The 14,380-nt window shown below is 45.1% G+C and carries 19 protein-coding genes and 1 pseudogene; 5 read left to right on the forward strand and 15 right to left on the reverse strand.

Annotated elements, in window-relative coordinates; all coding sequences use genetic code 11:
• Nucleotides 1–47: 47 nt before the first annotated feature.
• From thpR to PHX29_02290, 6 genes are all read right to left on the reverse strand, one after another.
• A complete protein-coding gene (gene thpR, locus PHX29_02265; protein MDD5604729.1) occupies nt 48–632 on the reverse strand; it encodes an RNA 2',3'-cyclic phosphodiesterase in 585 nt (194 codons plus the stop codon).
• A complete protein-coding gene (locus PHX29_02270; GenBank protein MDD5604730.1) occupies nt 632–1,483 on the reverse strand; it encodes an amidohydrolase family protein in 852 nt (283 codons plus the stop codon). The genes thpR and PHX29_02270 overlap by 1 nt, the downstream gene beginning before the upstream one ends.
• Nucleotides 1,484–1,531: 48 nt before the next feature.
• Nucleotides 1,532–2,452 carry an ABC transporter permease subunit gene (locus PHX29_02275; GenBank protein MDD5604731.1) on the reverse strand — a complete coding sequence of 307 codons (921 nt, stop codon included), beginning with the start codon at nt 2,450–2,452 and terminating at the stop codon, nt 1,532–1,534.
• Nucleotides 2,445–3,386 carry an ABC transporter ATP-binding protein gene (locus PHX29_02280; GenBank protein MDD5604732.1) on the reverse strand — a complete coding sequence of 314 codons (942 nt, stop codon included), beginning with the start codon at nt 3,384–3,386 and terminating at the stop codon, nt 2,445–2,447. The genes PHX29_02275 and PHX29_02280 overlap by 8 nt, the downstream gene beginning before the upstream one ends.
• Nucleotides 3,387–3,525: 139 nt before the next feature.
• On the reverse strand, nt 3,526–4,407 hold the full coding sequence (locus PHX29_02285) for a presenilin family intramembrane aspartyl protease (protein MDD5604733.1): 882 nt from the start codon (nt 4,405–4,407) through the stop codon (nt 3,526–3,528).
• A gap of 249 nt (nt 4,408–4,656) precedes the next feature.
• Complete coding sequence (locus tag PHX29_02290; protein ID MDD5604734.1) at nt 4,657–5,235, reverse strand: rubrerythrin family protein; 579 nt, start codon at nt 5,233–5,235, stop codon at nt 4,657–4,659.
• Between the two features lie 249 nt (nt 5,236–5,484).
• On the opposite strand from PHX29_02290, the pseudogene rplU reads away from it, so the two are divergent.
• From rplU to PHX29_02310, 4 genes and pseudogenes are all read left to right on the forward strand, one after another.
• Nucleotides 5,485–5,790 (forward strand): annotated as a pseudogene (gene rplU, locus PHX29_02295) (50S ribosomal protein L21).
• Between the two features lie 64 nt (nt 5,791–5,854).
• Entirely contained in the window at nt 5,855–6,109 is a 255-nt protein-coding gene (rpmA, locus tag PHX29_02300) for a 50S ribosomal protein L27 (protein ID MDD5604735.1), read from the forward strand.
• A gap of 2 nt (nt 6,110–6,111) precedes the next feature.
• Nucleotides 6,112–6,318 carry a 50S ribosomal protein L31 gene (gene rpmE / locus PHX29_02305; protein MDD5604736.1) on the forward strand — a complete coding sequence of 69 codons (207 nt, stop codon included), beginning with the start codon at nt 6,112–6,114 and terminating at the stop codon, nt 6,316–6,318.
• Nucleotides 6,319–6,391: 73 nt separating this feature from the next.
• Nucleotides 6,392–7,297: a DUF1385 domain-containing protein gene (locus tag PHX29_02310; protein ID MDD5604737.1), complete on the forward strand. Its 906-nt coding sequence runs from the start codon at nt 6,392–6,394 to the stop codon at nt 7,295–7,297.
• Between the two features lies 1 nt (nt 7,298).
• On the opposite strand, the gene hisI is transcribed toward PHX29_02310, so the two are convergent.
• Genes hisI through PHX29_02325 form a run of 3 tightly spaced genes read right to left on the reverse strand, consistent with a single transcriptional unit; the run spans nt 7,299 to nt 8,835 of the window.
• A complete protein-coding gene (gene hisI / locus PHX29_02315; protein ID MDD5604738.1) occupies nt 7,299–7,637 on the reverse strand; it encodes a phosphoribosyl-AMP cyclohydrolase in 339 nt (112 codons plus the stop codon).
• A gap of 29 nt (nt 7,638–7,666) precedes the next feature.
• Nucleotides 7,667–8,380 (reverse strand): 1-(5-phosphoribosyl)-5-[(5-phosphoribosylamino)methylideneamino]imidazole-4-carboxamide isomerase, encoded by a 714-nt coding sequence (hisA, locus tag PHX29_02320; GenBank protein MDD5604739.1) that lies wholly within the window; start codon nt 8,378–8,380, stop codon nt 7,667–7,669.
• Between the two features lie 53 nt (nt 8,381–8,433).
• Entirely contained in the window at nt 8,434–8,835 is a 402-nt protein-coding gene (locus PHX29_02325; protein MDD5604740.1) for an NfeD family protein, read from the reverse strand.
• A gap of 172 nt (nt 8,836–9,007) precedes the next feature.
• Between PHX29_02325 and PHX29_02330 the strand changes: the two genes are divergently transcribed.
• Nucleotides 9,008–9,142, forward strand: a complete 135-nt coding sequence (locus PHX29_02330; GenBank protein ID MDD5604741.1) for a hypothetical protein — start codon at nt 9,008–9,010, stop codon at nt 9,140–9,142.
• Here PHX29_02330 and PHX29_02335 read toward each other — a convergent pair.
• Genes PHX29_02335 through PHX29_02360 form a run of 6 tightly spaced genes read right to left on the reverse strand, consistent with a single transcriptional unit; the run spans nt 9,139 to nt 13,977 of the window.
• Nucleotides 9,139–10,128, reverse strand: a complete 990-nt coding sequence (locus tag PHX29_02335) for a radical SAM protein (GenBank protein ID MDD5604742.1) — start codon at nt 10,126–10,128, stop codon at nt 9,139–9,141. The two genes, PHX29_02330 and PHX29_02335, sit on opposite strands and share 4 nt — an antisense overlap.
• A gap of 12 nt (nt 10,129–10,140) precedes the next feature.
• On the reverse strand, nt 10,141–11,619 hold the full coding sequence (gene gltX, locus PHX29_02340) for a glutamate--tRNA ligase (GenBank protein MDD5604743.1): 1,479 nt from the start codon (nt 11,617–11,619) through the stop codon (nt 10,141–10,143).
• Nucleotides 11,620–11,673: 54 nt separating this feature from the next.
• Complete coding sequence (locus PHX29_02345; protein MDD5604744.1) at nt 11,674–12,168, reverse strand: RDD family protein; 495 nt, start codon at nt 12,166–12,168, stop codon at nt 11,674–11,676.
• 53 nt (nt 12,169–12,221) lie between these two features.
• A complete protein-coding gene (locus PHX29_02350; GenBank protein ID MDD5604745.1) occupies nt 12,222–13,124 on the reverse strand; it encodes an RluA family pseudouridine synthase in 903 nt (300 codons plus the stop codon).
• Nucleotides 13,108–13,614, reverse strand: coding sequence for a signal peptidase II (gene lspA / locus PHX29_02355; GenBank protein MDD5604746.1), 507 nt, complete (start codon nt 13,612–13,614; stop codon nt 13,108–13,110). Before lspA ends, PHX29_02350 begins: the two co-directional genes overlap by 17 nt.
• A 15-nt stretch (nt 13,615–13,629) precedes the next feature.
• Entirely contained in the window at nt 13,630–13,977 is a 348-nt protein-coding gene (locus tag PHX29_02360; GenBank protein ID MDD5604747.1) for a TraR/DksA C4-type zinc finger protein, read from the reverse strand.
• Nucleotides 13,978–14,380: the final 403 nt, after the last annotated feature.

Raw genomic sequence — 14,380 nt, forward strand, 5'->3', positions numbered from 1 at the left:
AGAAGTCAATTATATTCATATATATTCTTAATAATAACATTTTTTCTTTATTCTATACACAACCTGGCCGAATGCAGCCTGTTATACATTGCTCCGCTGGGAGAAAGCTGGCTGCTCATCAGGCTGATAGTAGCCACCCGAACTTGATTATGTGCTATGTATGCCATGCTGCCAATAACAGATGCTATTGTTTGCTGCATTACAGGTGTTATTCCTTGTCTTGCTCTTGCCAAAGTCAAATGGGGTGCGAACCGACGCTTTGCCGGCTCAAATCCCAACTCAACCATATTTGCTTCAACCTCTCCAGCAAGCATTTGCAATCTACCCAGTTCACCAGTCAGCCCCACCCATAAAACCTGAGCCCGGCTCAATGCCGGAAAAGCTCCCAATCCCTTGAAGCCAATTTCAAAGGGATTGAACTGACGCGACACAACATCCAGCTTGTCAGCTATACTATCAGCTTTCGCCCGATTACTGTAACCAAGGAATTTTAAAGTTATATGCAGGCTTTGGGGAGATGCCCATTTTAAATCATCAAGACCCTGTTGTTGCAGAGCTTTTTGAAGCCGCCCCAGCTCTGTTTTGGTATCATCAGGCAGCTCAATGGCTACGAACAAGCGCAGGCTCTCCATTAGTTGCCCTCCATTTGAATTGAAAACAGTCTGCTCGCATTAGACCCCAGCACCCTATTTTTATCCTCCCTCCCAAAACCAGCATCGAAAAGGTATTCCAAAGCCCTCTTCTGGCTGATGAGCGGAAAATCGCTCCCAAACAGTATTTTTTCTACGCCAGCAAGCTCAGCCGTAATCCGATAAGCACGGCTTTCGTAAAGATATGGCATTGCAGCACTGTCATAATAAACGTTCCGGCAGCCCTGTTTTACTTCCGGTTGTAGAAGGTAAAACGGTAAACCCCCACCCAAATGCCCGAGTATAATTTTTACGTCCGGGTATTGTTTTACGAACTTATACACATTTTCAGGCGTCAATTTCCCCTTGCCCGGATATAAATGACCGGTTGGTTCTGATGCATGCATCATGAGCACCATATCATGTGCTGCCAGATAATCCATCACCTGACCGATTGCTTCTTCATTTGCAGGAGCATCTCCGCCAATAACCGGACGCAGTTCTCCTATACCGGCTAATCCTCCGGTTCGAATACGTTCAAGCTCCTGTAACGGATTGGTTGCCATATTAATTACAACCATTCCTAATCCGATAATCCGCCCGTGAAACCTTTTTACGGCATCTATAATGTAATCGTTATGAGCAGAACACAGACCGGCATCACCCCAACTGATTGCTGCAGCCACTGAAACGTCTACTCCTGATTCATCCATGCTGGCTACCAGATCTTCAGCAGTTACCATGCACGCTTTCTGGTTTGCGTACAATTCGGCAAAGCACGTATCTGTTATTAGCTCTTCCCTGCGGGCAATAAAGTCCGGCGGGAAAATATGGGTATGAGAATCAATAATCATAATGATTGATTATAACCGATTCTCGGAAGGTGTTCACGTGTTATTACATCAGGCGTTCAAGTCCTGCCTTCGGAAGACGCCGTAAGCCCCGGCAATAAATACAACAATATAGCCAGCAAGTATCAAAACTGGCTTCCATAAAAACCCGTCAAATCCTTCAGCCCCTCCTATAGACAGCAGCTGGGATGTGTTATAACTGATAAAATAGACGCTGGTATCTGCCAGCCACCCGGTTGACATGGAAACAAGAGCCAGCACAATACTTTCCCCAATAAACCATGCCACCGCTACTGCCATCCCGGCCATCGCAGAACGCAGTGCCACCGCAAAAAAGTTTGCCATGGCCAGATACACTGCAATAACCAGAAAGCTGCATCCAAGGGAAGTGAAAAACCAGGCTGCAAACCCCTCCCATAATATCGCCCCTTCCACCAACAGACTGGTAATAATGGTAGCGATAAAACCAGCCAAAACTGCAATAAGAATCCCGGCGGCGGCGCCAATGGCTGAAGTTAAGAGTTTAGCGACAAAATAGGACAAACGGCTGGTACCCCGGGCAATAGACTGGCGGACGGTTCCCCATGCGTATTCGTTGCCTATAACGGAAGCGGCAAATACGATTACCAAAAACATACCAAAGCCGGGAACCGAATTAAAAACGTTCTCCATTGCCCCGGGCAAAACCAGCGACTGTTTATAGCGGGCAAGTTGTCGGGCAAGGAAGGAACTTTCAAAATCAAAACTCGAACCTGGCTCAGGATGAGGCAGGCCGGTAATTTCCGTTGAACCATCCGGGTTGATGATGACTTCCACATCGTTAAGCTCGGGGTATTTGCTTAAAATATCGTTGTAATTAATATAGTTAATCACTATCGGCAGCAGCACACTGGCAAGCATCACCACCATCAATACGTAGGGCAACCAGCGTTTTCTAAGCTTGAAAAATTCTGTTTTTAGCTGATTAAGCACTTCCCGCCTCCTGATACCCCTCTTCGATAGCATCCAGAAAGAAATCTTCCAGCGAATTGGATGATTTTTTCATTTCGAATACTTTTATACCGGAACGCACCAGCATTTCGTTGATGTCAGGGTGCTTTGCTTCATCAGCAGTTATATACAAATACTCATCGTCTGCTTCAATAGTGCTTATCCATGAAACATCTGCAAGCAGTAAGGAAGCAGCATTGATGTCATTTACCTTCATTTCCAGTGTATTGCCTCCGTGTAAAAGTTCCTCAACCGGTCCCCGGGCGATCACTTTGCCCCGGTTTAACACTGCCACATAGTTACACACCTGCTCAACTTCATGGAGTAGATGGGACGAAAGAAAGATTGTCTTGCCCTGCTCGCCAAGCTGTCTGATAATATCCCTGATATCGATGATGCCGGAAGGATCCAGCCCATTAGTAGGCTCATCCAGGATGATAAGTTCCGGGTCGCTAAGTAGTGCAAGCGCAATAGAAAGCCGCTGGCGCATACCCAGTGAATAAGTCCGGGATGGGCTGCCGGCTCTTTTCGCCAACCCGACAATATCAAGAACTTCATCAATTTTGCGGTAGTCTACTACTCCTCTCATACGGGCAAACACTTCCAGATTGTCACGACCAGACAAATAAGGGTACATGGGCGAGTTTTCAAGCACAGAACTGGTACGCTCAAGTAGTTTTGGGCCTTCCTGACTCATGTTCTGGCCAAAAAGCTCTATAGAGCCGGCTGATGGCCGGATTAATCCCAGTAACATGCCAATGGTGGTAGTTTTTCCGCTCCCATTTGGCCCCAAACACCCAAAGATACTGCCCTGGGGAACTTCGATGTTTAAATTATCTACCGCAACCATCTTCTTACGGGCAGTATTGAAATGTTTGGTTAATCCACAGGTCCGGATAACAATGCTCTGTTCCAATAGTAACTCCTTCCATACACAGCAAATTTTTCTATAGTGGTATTTGCTGATTAAACTTGTTATCAATACCAGGTGCGCTTTACTATTTCGCTAAAAGCTTAACACATGATTGCAGTCTGTGGAGGATAATAAACCGGTTTTATATAATCAGCAAACCTACCACCGCCAGAGCCGCAATCGGCGGCAATGCAGGCATAGCCCGGCCTTTAAGAAAAACAGCTTGGATTATATAAGCCAATACCAGCCCACCAAATCCAAAAATTGCAATTGTAATCGCCGGGACCAATCCCTCGGAGAAATAAACCGCAGCAGTCAACAAACCCGGAAACGCGATATCCCCTCCGCCCAGAATAGAATAGCTGCGCGCATCGGACTTTGACTCAAGGATATCTGTAATCCCTTCTTTTTTCAGATTCAGTTTCCACCCATGGTGGTCTTTGGGAATCACAATCGCCGGAAGTGTATCCGATTTTGCCAGGCGGTCAGCCATCCATGTCATAAATCCAAAACGTACCGCCAGGAAATCATACACCGCCAGGGCCAGTATAATTACCATAGCTGTCCACGGCGAAATGAACCGGCCGAATACAGAAGCAACGGCTGCCAGAGCTGCTACCAATGCCAGGTTATGGAGCCACACAAAGGGTTTGGCAAACCAGATAACCCCGAGCATAACAGCTATGGCTATTGCAGCCTGATAAGGCAGGTAAAACACGCTGATAACAAATGCCCCCCAGCCAAACAAGGCCGCAAACAACACTCTCAGAAGTATTTTTAGTGCCCAGAGAGGTATAAAAAAGAGTACCAGCCCCAAAATAACCGCTACGGCAATAATATAAATCACCACCGGCCCGGCAGAGGAGTATGCCGGCGCCTCGATTATGTCACCGGATGGGGTAGTGATCTCTCCCGGCCACCAGATTACTTCTTCGGAAGGCTGGCTTGGTACGTATATTTCCTTCTCTTCAAAAAAAGGGTCCATCCTGGTCACTACCAGAAAAACAAGAAGGTGGGCGATCACAAAAAGCAAAAGACTCCAATGGACTGGGTTAAATTTTAAGTAATTTTTCAGATTCATTGCGGAGAGTACCTTCCATTAAAACCCTGGTATTATCGTCCAGGGTTATTATTTCAGCCGATGTTAACATATTTTAACGCATATCTTGTAAAAAAGTTACCGGCGTTATCCGTATGAATCGATATTGAAATCCGCTAAAAAAGAAGCCCTGCATATGCAGGGCTTTAAAACACCATTACGGGTAATGATTATCTAATAGTTTTCAGCCAGAATTTCGTAGTAGGCTTTAGCGTGTTTGCATGCAGGGCATTCATCCGGAGCTTCGGTGCCTTCATGAATATAACCACAATTTGTGCAGTGCCATTTTACCGGCTTATCCCGTTTAAACACCTTGCCTTCGGCAATATTTTTGGCTAGTTTACGATATCTTTCTTCGTGAAATTCTTCAACTTCGGCAATTTCTTTAAATGATACTGCAATATCCTCAAACCCTTCCTGTCGGGCAGTTTTTTCTGCCTCTGCATAGATTATACTCCACTCCATTTTTTCACCATCAGCAGCAGCCTTAAGATTTGCTAAAGTGTTTCCAATTACACCTGCCGGAAAAGACCCAGTAATTTCAACTTCGCCACCTTCGAGGTACTTAAAAAACACCTCGGCGTGTTCCTTTTCATTTTGCGCAGTCTCGGTGAAAATAACAGCAATTTGCTCGTAACCTTCCTTGCGAGCCTGACTTGCAAAGAAAGTGTAGCGATTTCTTGCCTGGGATTCTCCGGCGAAAGCAGCCAGCAGGTTCTTTTCTGTTTGGGTACCTTTAATAGTTTTGCTCATATATCCTCCATCCTTTCTAAGAACTTAACCACAAATAGGTTTTTATGGTATCATAACGGGGAATTTAATACGGGCTTAAGTGTAAATCCGTAGTCTATTGTTTTGTTAGTATTTGATATTAATAGTGATCATTATACCTGAATTGGATGATTGGCACAACAAATAGCCTGAAGTGAATAAGTAATTTGACACTAACTTAAGCCAATTGATAGAATTATTGGTTGTTTGTAATCAAGGAGGGCTGGTACAATTTACGCAATAATTGAAACAGGCGGGAAACAGCACCGTGTAGTTCCCGGTGACAGCCTCAATGTTGAATTGCTGGCCGTTGAAGAAGGTAGCACCATTGAGCTGGAAAGGGTATTGCTTGTCGGTGAGGGGGATAAAATACTGGTAGGCAAACCTACCATCGATGGGGCTAAAGTCTTTGCTAAAGTAAATAACCATGGCCGAGGTAAGAAGGTTTTGGTGTACCGCTATAAGGCAAAGACCCGTTATTCCAACAAACTCGGACATCGCCAACATTTTACCAATATTACTATAGAAAGAATTGACGTACCGGAGTTAAAGACCAAAACTACCAGAAAGAGCTCCGATCCGAACACAGAGGAGAAGCAGGATGGCGCATAAAAAAGGAGGCGGTTCTTCTCGCAATGGACGTGACTCGAAACCCAAAATGCTGGGCGTGAAACGTTTCGCAGGAGAGCAGGTAACCGCTGGGACAATCATCGTCAGGCAGAGAGGTACCAGGATTCATCCCGGGGAGAACGTTGGTCTCGGCAGAGACCACACCCTTTATGCCCTGATAGATGGCCAGGTGGTTTTTGAACCCTATGATAAAACTCGCCGTCAGGCCAGCGTGAGGGCTAGCTAATTATGAAAGAAAAAATCCATCCAAAATATTTTGAAGATGCCGAGGTAATTTGTTCCTGCGGCAACATTATTACTACCGGTTCGGTAAGAAAAACCACCAAGGTTGAACTTTGTTCGAAATGCCATCCGTTCTATACCGGTGAGCAGCGCATTGTTGATACTGCTGGCCGGGTAGAGCGCTTCAAACAACGCTACAACCTTAAAAGTTAAGGCGGGGCAGGCTTTAATAGCTGAAAAGGGCGGCAAGTTATACTAAGCCGCCCTTTTTTATCAGGATGACAACATGAGCGATTGCAAAGTAAATTATGGTGGCCAGGCAGTGATGGAAGGGGTAATGATGCGCGGTAAAGAATTCGCAGTTACCGCTGTCCGCAATCCTGCTGGCAAAGTTGTGATCCGCGCTCAGAAACTGGGGCGTATATATACCGGTAAGTTAAGAAAAACCCCTTTTCTTCGAGGCATCATCGTATTAGTGGAATCTCTCGTGCTGGGGCTTTCCAGTCTGTCATGGTCAGCTAACGTAGCCCTGGAAGAAGAGGCTGAAAATGGCGAAACAAAGCAGGAGATTTCCTCCGCCTGGACATGGGCAATTATGGCGGTCTCGTTTATTTTTGGTATAGCCCTCTTTTTTGTCCTCCCCTTGCTTCTTACCCGTCTTCTGGACTCGGTGATAGAATCATCCATTCTGTTCCACCTGGTCGAAGGGGTAATCAGGTTGGCGATCTTTTTGCTATACCTGAAAATAATATCTACCATGTCAGACATAAAGCGTGTATTTTCCTACCACGGGGCGGAGCATAAAACTATTAATGCCTATGAACATGGCGAGCCTCTGAAGCCAGAATATATCCAAAAATATTCCACCGCCCATGCTCGTTGCGGAACTGCATTCCTTCTTTCAGTAATGGTACTTGCGATACTGGTATTCAGTCTGGTCGGGAAACAGGTTTTGTGGCTGATGATATTGACTCGTATCTTGCTGCTCCCAGTTATTGCGGCTCTGGGATATGAAATAACCCAACTATGCTCACGCCATATGTCTAACTTGCTGGCAAGGATTATTATTGCTCCCGGAATGTGGCTTCAAAGCCTGACCACCGGTGAACCAGACGACAATCAAGTTGAGGTAGCGGTAGCCGCTCTTGAAGAAGTGATCCGGCAGGAGAACGGAGCTACCACATCAGCTTGATTTAAATATCCAATTGGTCTTTAGTTAGTTCGGTAAAGAAGCAGGTCCGTTCGCCAGTATGACATACCGGACCCCTGGGTGAAGCTTTAACTAAAATAGTATCGTTATCACAGTCTATAAATATTTCCTTAACCAATAACCGGTTACCAGATGTCGCACCCTTGTGCCACATTTCCTGACGGCTACGGCTATAGAACCATACTTCACCAGACTCCAGAGTCAGTTTGACCGCTTCCGGATTCATATAACCCAGCATTAGTACGTCTCCAGTTTTATCATCCTGGATTACTGCGGGCAATAATCCGTTCGAATCGAGTTTAAGATTCAGTTTTTTGCTCAAGTTATATCTCCTGCATATGAGTAAATTGATTATCCAATATTATCAAGAACCTGTCTTAAGTTAATATCTCCTGTATATAGTGCTTTTCCGACAATCACTCCTTCAACTCCAAGTTGCTTGAGAACCTTGAGGTGAATCGGCTGGGAAACCCCGCCAGAAGCAATAACCGGTGTGCGTACACTATCCAGCAATTCGTAAACAGCACAAAAATTGGGCTCCGTAAGAGTGCCGTCACGAGTGATATCGGTATAAATGAACCGCCTGACACCCAGCCGCACCATATCACGGGCCAGTGAAACAGCGGGGACTTCGGTAGACTGCTGCCAGCCTTTTATAGCCACCTTGCCGTCTCTGGCATCAATACCAACTATGATGGAATCGTTAAAACGGCGACAGGCTTCCTTCACCAATTCATGGTTTTCAACGGCAGAAGTACCCAGTATCACCCGATCAACGCCAGCTTTAAACAGGCTCTCTATATCCTCAATGGTGCGTATTCCGCCTCCAACTTGCACTGGAATAAGTATCCCTTGAGCAATTTCGCGAATCACATCCAGGTTAATAATTTTTCCACAGGCTGCTCCGTCAAGATCAACCACGTGCAATCGAGTTGCCCCTTGAGATACCCAGTCATGCGCTTTACTGACGGGATTAAAAGAATAGACAGTTTCAGCGGAATAATCACCCTGGTAAAGACGTACGCATTGCCCCGCCCGTATATCAATAGCAGGAATTATTTCCATATTAGTACGTTCTCCGGAGTGTCGCATAAAGGTAGATTATAACACAATACGAATTATCTATTAAACCTTTTTTCAACCGGGCGGACCACCAGCACCATCCCCTTTTCGGACACTACTTCGACTTCTTGCCCTTTGGACAATGCCACTTCTGAATATGCGCTCCAGTATTCGCCTTGTATTTTAACGGTACCCTCCGGTGATAGATCTTTGACCACTACACCTCTGGTACCCTCCATAAAGGGCAACCCTGTCATTACCTTACGGTCAAGAGCATGACTGCCAATCCGATATATTACCACAGAAAACAACAGCCAGACGATTATGATCAACAACAATCCATAAACGGGTATATTTATTTCCCAATATGGCAATGCAACCCGCACGATCACAACGATTGCCACAATTTCAATGATGTTGGTAATAATTGCTATGATTAGTCTTGTATTTGGTTTCATGGACATGTCCCGGGTATTATACCTTAATAAACCTCTGAATTTATGACATTCTTCCTTAACCCTGATATAACTTGCCAATTGCTTTAATTACATTCCGATGAATCCATTATGATTTTATAGCAGGCTATGTTATAATCTGCTTTTATTATAATGTTGATGGAGCCTTTTACCGATGACGAAAAAAACCGCCCAAAAAGATAAAATAGATCCAGAATTAGACAGTTTTATTGAAAGCGTAAATAAAAAAGACGAGCGCAATGGCCTCAAGATTCGTTTTGCTTTCGTAAACCGCAAACGCAAAGGCTAATTTCCGAACGGGTTTTTACAGTCAAAATCCGGCAAGAAGTGCATATTTGATTGTAACTGTTGCGCAAATATCCTTTTAAAACCTAACTTTTGGGCCAGCTTGAGTACATACAGGTATTCCTGCCTTGTTACAGGTCTTGCTATTTCCTGATATTGTCCCGCGCGATGACATGGATAGTACTGACTCATCAGACTCAATCCAACGTCTGTACCAATCTTTTCTGCAAGCCATTCAAGGCTTTCTTGGCTTCCGGCGATCCCATTCGGCAACACCAGATGGCGCACAAGCACCCCTGCCACCGCTACTCCCTGTTTGTCCACAACAAGACCTCCAACCTGGCGATACATTTCTTGAATTGCCTGCCGGGTATGCTCAACATAGTTAGTCGCGCCTGAGTATCTGCGTGCCATTTCGTTGTCAGAGTATTTTATATCTGGCAAATAGATGCTGATAATTCCATCCATTTCCGCCAGGGTGTCGGGCGAATCGTAGCTATTAGTGTTATATACAAGCGGCAATGTCAGCCCTGTTTTTGCCGCCAGGTTTAAAGCGCTAACTACTTGAGCTACAACATGCGAGGGAGAAACCAGATTGATATTATGACAACCAGTTTTCTGTAATCCAATCATGCAGTCAGCCAGCTCCTTTACGGTTATCTGGTTGTTTATTTGCCCCTGGGAATTTTGGCTTATCTGATAATTTTGGCAATACACGCATGCCAAGTTGCAGTTGCCAAAAAATATTGCCCCCGAACCCTGTATACCGGAAATTACCGGCTCTTCTCCATGATGATCGCAAAAGCTGGCTACAATCGGATTTTTCCCGCTGTTACAATAACCCATTTCTCCGCTTGAGCGGTTAACGCTGCACTTTCGCGGGCAAATGTCACATGTTTCCAGGCGATGGTTTAGTCGAGCTGCCCTGTTTTCCAGTTCGCCTGAAATATGAAGGGAAATATAGGATGGCTTATTAACCTCATATTCCACATTAAACCTGTATCATTTCTCCATACATGATAACTTTGTTATCGCTTTCTCAAGTCTTTCCAGACACTTCTTCCTTCCCAGTACCATCATCGTTTCAAACAGGGGGGGAGATACTGTTAAACCAGTAACCGCAACCCTGATAGCACCAAACAACTGCCCAGCTTTCAAGCCAAGCTCTTCTGCCAGCGGGCGCAAACTCTGCTCAAGACTGTCATGATCAAAACTCTCAGAGCCTTTCAGACATCCAAGTGTTTTCTCCAATGCGTTCACAGTCGTACTCATATCCATTTTCTTACCAATTAACAATTCGGCAGGATACTCGATATCTGGTGTAAAGAAGAAGTAAACCAGCGAAGGTATTTCTTTCAAGTTTTTGGCTCTTTCCTGTATCAGAGGCATAATCGCTATGACATATTCAAAATCAAGCGGCCGTTTAACCGAGGGCGGTAAATCCCTTTCCAGAAAAGGCAGAGCCAGCCGGGCAAGTTCATCCACCCTCAGGGCGCGAATATATACTCCATTCATCCAGTCCAGTTTTTCCCGATTAAACACAGCAGCGGTTTTACCGATGCGTTCAAGGCTGAAATTTTCCACCAAAGTCTGAATAGAAATGATATCTGTTTTATCATCGAGAGACCACCCTAAAAGCGCCAGGAAATTGACCATGGCTTCAGCTAAATACCCATCATCACGATACTGAGTCACTGATACCGCTCCGTGACGCTTGCTGAGTTTGGAGCGGTCCGGACCAAGTATCATGGGAAGATGGGCAAATTGCGGGGGTGCGATGTTCAACGAACGATAGAGAAGGACATGTTTTGGAGTTGAAGAAATCCACTCCTCCGCCCGCATTACATGGCTTATTTCCATCAAATTGTCATCAACTACATTCGCCAGATGATAAGTAGGATAGCCATCTGCTTTAAGCAGAATGAAGTCGTCAATAGATCGATTTTCAAAGGTCACCTCACCTCGAATGAGATCATGGAAAGAAGTATTGCCCTCAAGGGGTGCCTTGAAACGGATTACTGGTCGTGGGCAGGATGCCAGGCAGACAGCTCTATCTCCCCGGGATAAATCCCGGCATATCCGGTCGTACCCCGGCGGCTCTTTGCGGGCAATCTGAGCTGCTCGCATTTCATCAAGCCGCTCTGAACTGCAATAACAATAGTACGCATCCCCCTGGGCAACCAGTTTTTCAGCTGCTTTTTTATAGTACTCTAATCGTTCAGACTGGCGATAGGGACCATATGCACCTGGTTTATCCGGCCCCTCATCCCAATCCATACCCAACCACTTTAAACTGTCCAGGATAACCTCAACTGCGCCATCGACAGTTCGCGCTGTATCGGTGTCTTCGATTCTGACAATAAAGCTGCCATTCTCGTGGCGGGCATATAACCAGTTAAACAGGGCGGTGCGGATATTTCCAACGTGCGGATAACCCGTTGGACTGGGTGCATAGCGCACCCTTACAGGTTTTTCAGACATTTTACTTTCCTTTGTCTTGAACAAATATTTCAAACCACTCAAATTGAGCAGTTTCTATCCGATGTTGGCTTCCGGTAACCGTAACTTCGGTTGTGGTATTTTAACTACCACGGTTAAAGCAATTTTATCGTGTAATCCCTGGCGGCGTTCATCAAACGCCAAGATTACAAAACCAATTCCCAGTGTCATAAAACATACCATATAGCCTAGAAAACGTACGATTGCACCCGAAAGAGTCAAAGGCGTACCGTCTTCTTTCAAAACCTTGACATTCATTACAATCTTCCCCGGAGTTTGCCCCCTCCAAAGCCAAAAAACCACACAATAGATAGCAGCAATCAGAACAGTTATACCAACAAAAGGATCGTGGTAAAAAAATGCATTCAACCATCCTTCAGAGTGCCAAGGCCGCGAGACCGAGAAAATCCAGCGCCACGGCGCCGTCAATACACAGTTCATGGAGCCAACAATCAATGCGTCAATTAAAAAAGCCCCAAGCCGCCGCCAGAATCCCGCATATTCAACGATAATCCTTTCTTCCTGTTCCAAACGCTCCCTCCTGGCCAGTTGTTTCGATTATAACACTGTTAATGGGGGAACTGCTATGAACGAATCTGTTTAAGTGCTTTCTCCAAGTCTTCCGGTAATCGGGCGGTAAATTCCAACTCTTCACCAGAAGACGGAAGCCTGAACACAATCTTGTAAGCATGCAAGAACTGCCTGGGGAGTATTATAGAGTTACTACCATATGTACAATCGCCAAAAATTGGATGACCAATAGCTGCCAAATGTACTCTTATTTGATGAGTTCTCCCGGTTTCCGGCATCACTTCAAGAAGTGTAAAATCATTTATATATTCCACTACCCGATAACCGGTACGCGCTTCCCGCCCGCTCCCGTTAGTAGTAATAGCCATCCGCTTCCGATGGCTTCGGTCTCTAACAATAGGCGCATCTATAAATCCGGATTCCGGGGAAAGATGCCCTCTTGCCAGGGCAATATAAGTTTTTTTAACTTGCCGGTTTTTAAACAAATTGGATAGATAAAGATGCGCCTTTGGGTGGCGCGCAATAATGATTAGGCCTGAGGTATCTTTGTCCAGTCGGTGAACAATACCGGGCCGTTCTGCATCTCCACAAGATATTTCCGAATTATAGCCCAAAATAGCATTTACAAGCGTTTTATCAGGGTGCCCGGGACCTGGGTGGACAGAAAGACCAGCCGGTTTATCTACGACAATAATATCTTTATCTTCGTACACAATGCTGAGCGGTATTTTCTGGGCAGTTAAATTTGTTGGGGTTGGTTCGGGTACCATTACGGTTATCTTATTACCTTCGGCAAGCCGGTAACTTGGCTTTGAAACAACACCATTCACCCGAACTAAACCATCTCTGATGAGCTTTTGTATACGCGCTCGGGAAAAGTCTTCCAATTTCCCGGCTACAGCTTTGTCCAGCCTTATACCGGCTGTATCGGCAATAAAGTTAAACCTGGCCTCCATTAGCGCCTTCCGTGTTTCTGTAATTGATTATAATCAACACGCCTAGCATTATTGCCCCTATCGATATTGCCGAATCTGCTACATTAAATGCAGGCCAGAAACTAAAATTGAGAAAATCCACAACAAATCCCAGGTTATAACGGTCTATAAGATTCCCTAAAGTCCCCGCACTGACAAGCCCCATAGCCAGCTTACCTGGCCAGGTATTCAGAAAGGGAATAATATCACGCATGTAAATAATAATCCCCAACATTATTAACAGGCTGATAGTGGAAAATATTGTAAAAAATATTGCTCCGTCCTGGAAAATCCCAAAGGATGCTCCGGTGTTCTGAAGATATGTCAGGCGGAAAAAACCTTCCGGCGGGCGTGATTCACCAACATAAAAATTTGTTCGGATGCAGAGCTTGGTAAGTTGATCCAATGGAACCAATATCAACACAGGTAAGAAATATGGACCTAATCCTTTTAATCGTGCTTTAAACTGCAAGGACTTTTCCTTCCTTCATTTGGCTGATTTACAATTGATGCATAGCCGGGCTTGGGGCAGAATTTCAAGTCTTTCATATACAATAGTCTGACCGCACTTTTCACACATGCCGTAGCTACCATCGTCAAACTTTTTTAACGCGTCTTCAATATCGTTTATCTGCTCAAGAAGGCGTTTTTCCATTGCCATCCGGCTTTCAATTTCGGCAGTTTCGGCAGCTTCCTCTTCTTTTTTACCGTAAGGGCTACCCTCGCGCCGGTTATCTTCCCCGCCAATATCGCGTATTTGCTCCAATTGCTCCTTCAGACGCAACAAATCGGCTTCCATTTTTTCTTTCAATGCTTTATATTTTTTTTCTACCACTGGCCGCTCCTTGCGTTCACCAGCCACCGTGAACTTTTTTATATGTGAGTATGTACTTACGCTCAGGTTGGATATTAAAAGAATGGTGGAACCTTAAACGGCTCCTAGCGATAGTGGCAACAACTAAAGGCAAGCTCTCTCCGATGGCGAACTACAGAACGCGTGCATCCATAGCGCCAACTCCCATAGCTATGAAATACGCTAACAGTGCAGAATAAATAAACCTTGCCTCTCACAAGACTAGTTTAGCCTATCCCTGTTGTTTTAGCAACAGGTTGTAAGGGTCCAGTACATATTGGACTTTTCAGGGTTAGCGATAAATTTATCCAGATAATAACGCAGGGGAGCCTTTTTGCCAATACCCCGGTGAACCTTTTCGGTGTTGTACCATATAAGGTATTCC

The organism is Dehalococcoidales bacterium (genome assembly GCA_028717385.1).
Classification (GTDB): Bacteria; Chloroflexota; Dehalococcoidia; order Dehalococcoidales; family CSSed11-197; genus CSSed11-197.

What these genes read in the sequence shown, in the direction of transcription:
- thpR (MDD5604729.1), bottom strand. Translation starts at nt 632, where the DNA reads ATGGAGAGCCTGCGCTTGTTCGTAGCCATTGAGCTGCCTGATGATACC.
- PHX29_02270 (MDD5604730.1), bottom strand. Translation starts at nt 1,483, where the DNA reads ATGATTATTGATTCTCATACCCATATTTTCCCGCCGGACTTTATTGCC.
- PHX29_02290 (MDD5604734.1), bottom strand. Translation starts at nt 5,235, where the DNA reads ATGAGCAAAACTATTAAAGGTACCCAAACAGAAAAGAACCTGCTGGCT.
- rpmA (MDD5604735.1), top strand. Translation starts at nt 5,855, where the DNA reads ATGGCGCATAAAAAAGGAGGCGGTTCTTCTCGCAATGGACGTGACTCG.
- rpmE (MDD5604736.1), top strand. Translation starts at nt 6,112, where the DNA reads ATGAAAGAAAAAATCCATCCAAAATATTTTGAAGATGCCGAGGTAATT.
- PHX29_02310 (MDD5604737.1), top strand. Translation starts at nt 6,392, where the DNA reads ATGAGCGATTGCAAAGTAAATTATGGTGGCCAGGCAGTGATGGAAGGG.
- hisA (MDD5604739.1), bottom strand. Translation starts at nt 8,380, where the DNA reads ATGGAAATAATTCCTGCTATTGATATACGGGCGGGGCAATGCGTACGT.
- PHX29_02325 (MDD5604740.1), bottom strand. Translation starts at nt 8,835, where the DNA reads ATGAAACCAAATACAAGACTAATCATAGCAATTATTACCAACATCATT.
- PHX29_02330 (MDD5604741.1), top strand. Translation starts at nt 9,008, where the DNA reads ATGACGAAAAAAACCGCCCAAAAAGATAAAATAGATCCAGAATTAGAC.
- gltX (MDD5604743.1), bottom strand. Translation starts at nt 11,619, where the DNA reads ATGTCTGAAAAACCTGTAAGGGTGCGCTATGCACCCAGTCCAACGGGT.
- PHX29_02350 (MDD5604745.1), bottom strand. Translation starts at nt 13,124, where the DNA reads ATGGAGGCCAGGTTTAACTTTATTGCCGATACAGCCGGTATAAGGCTG.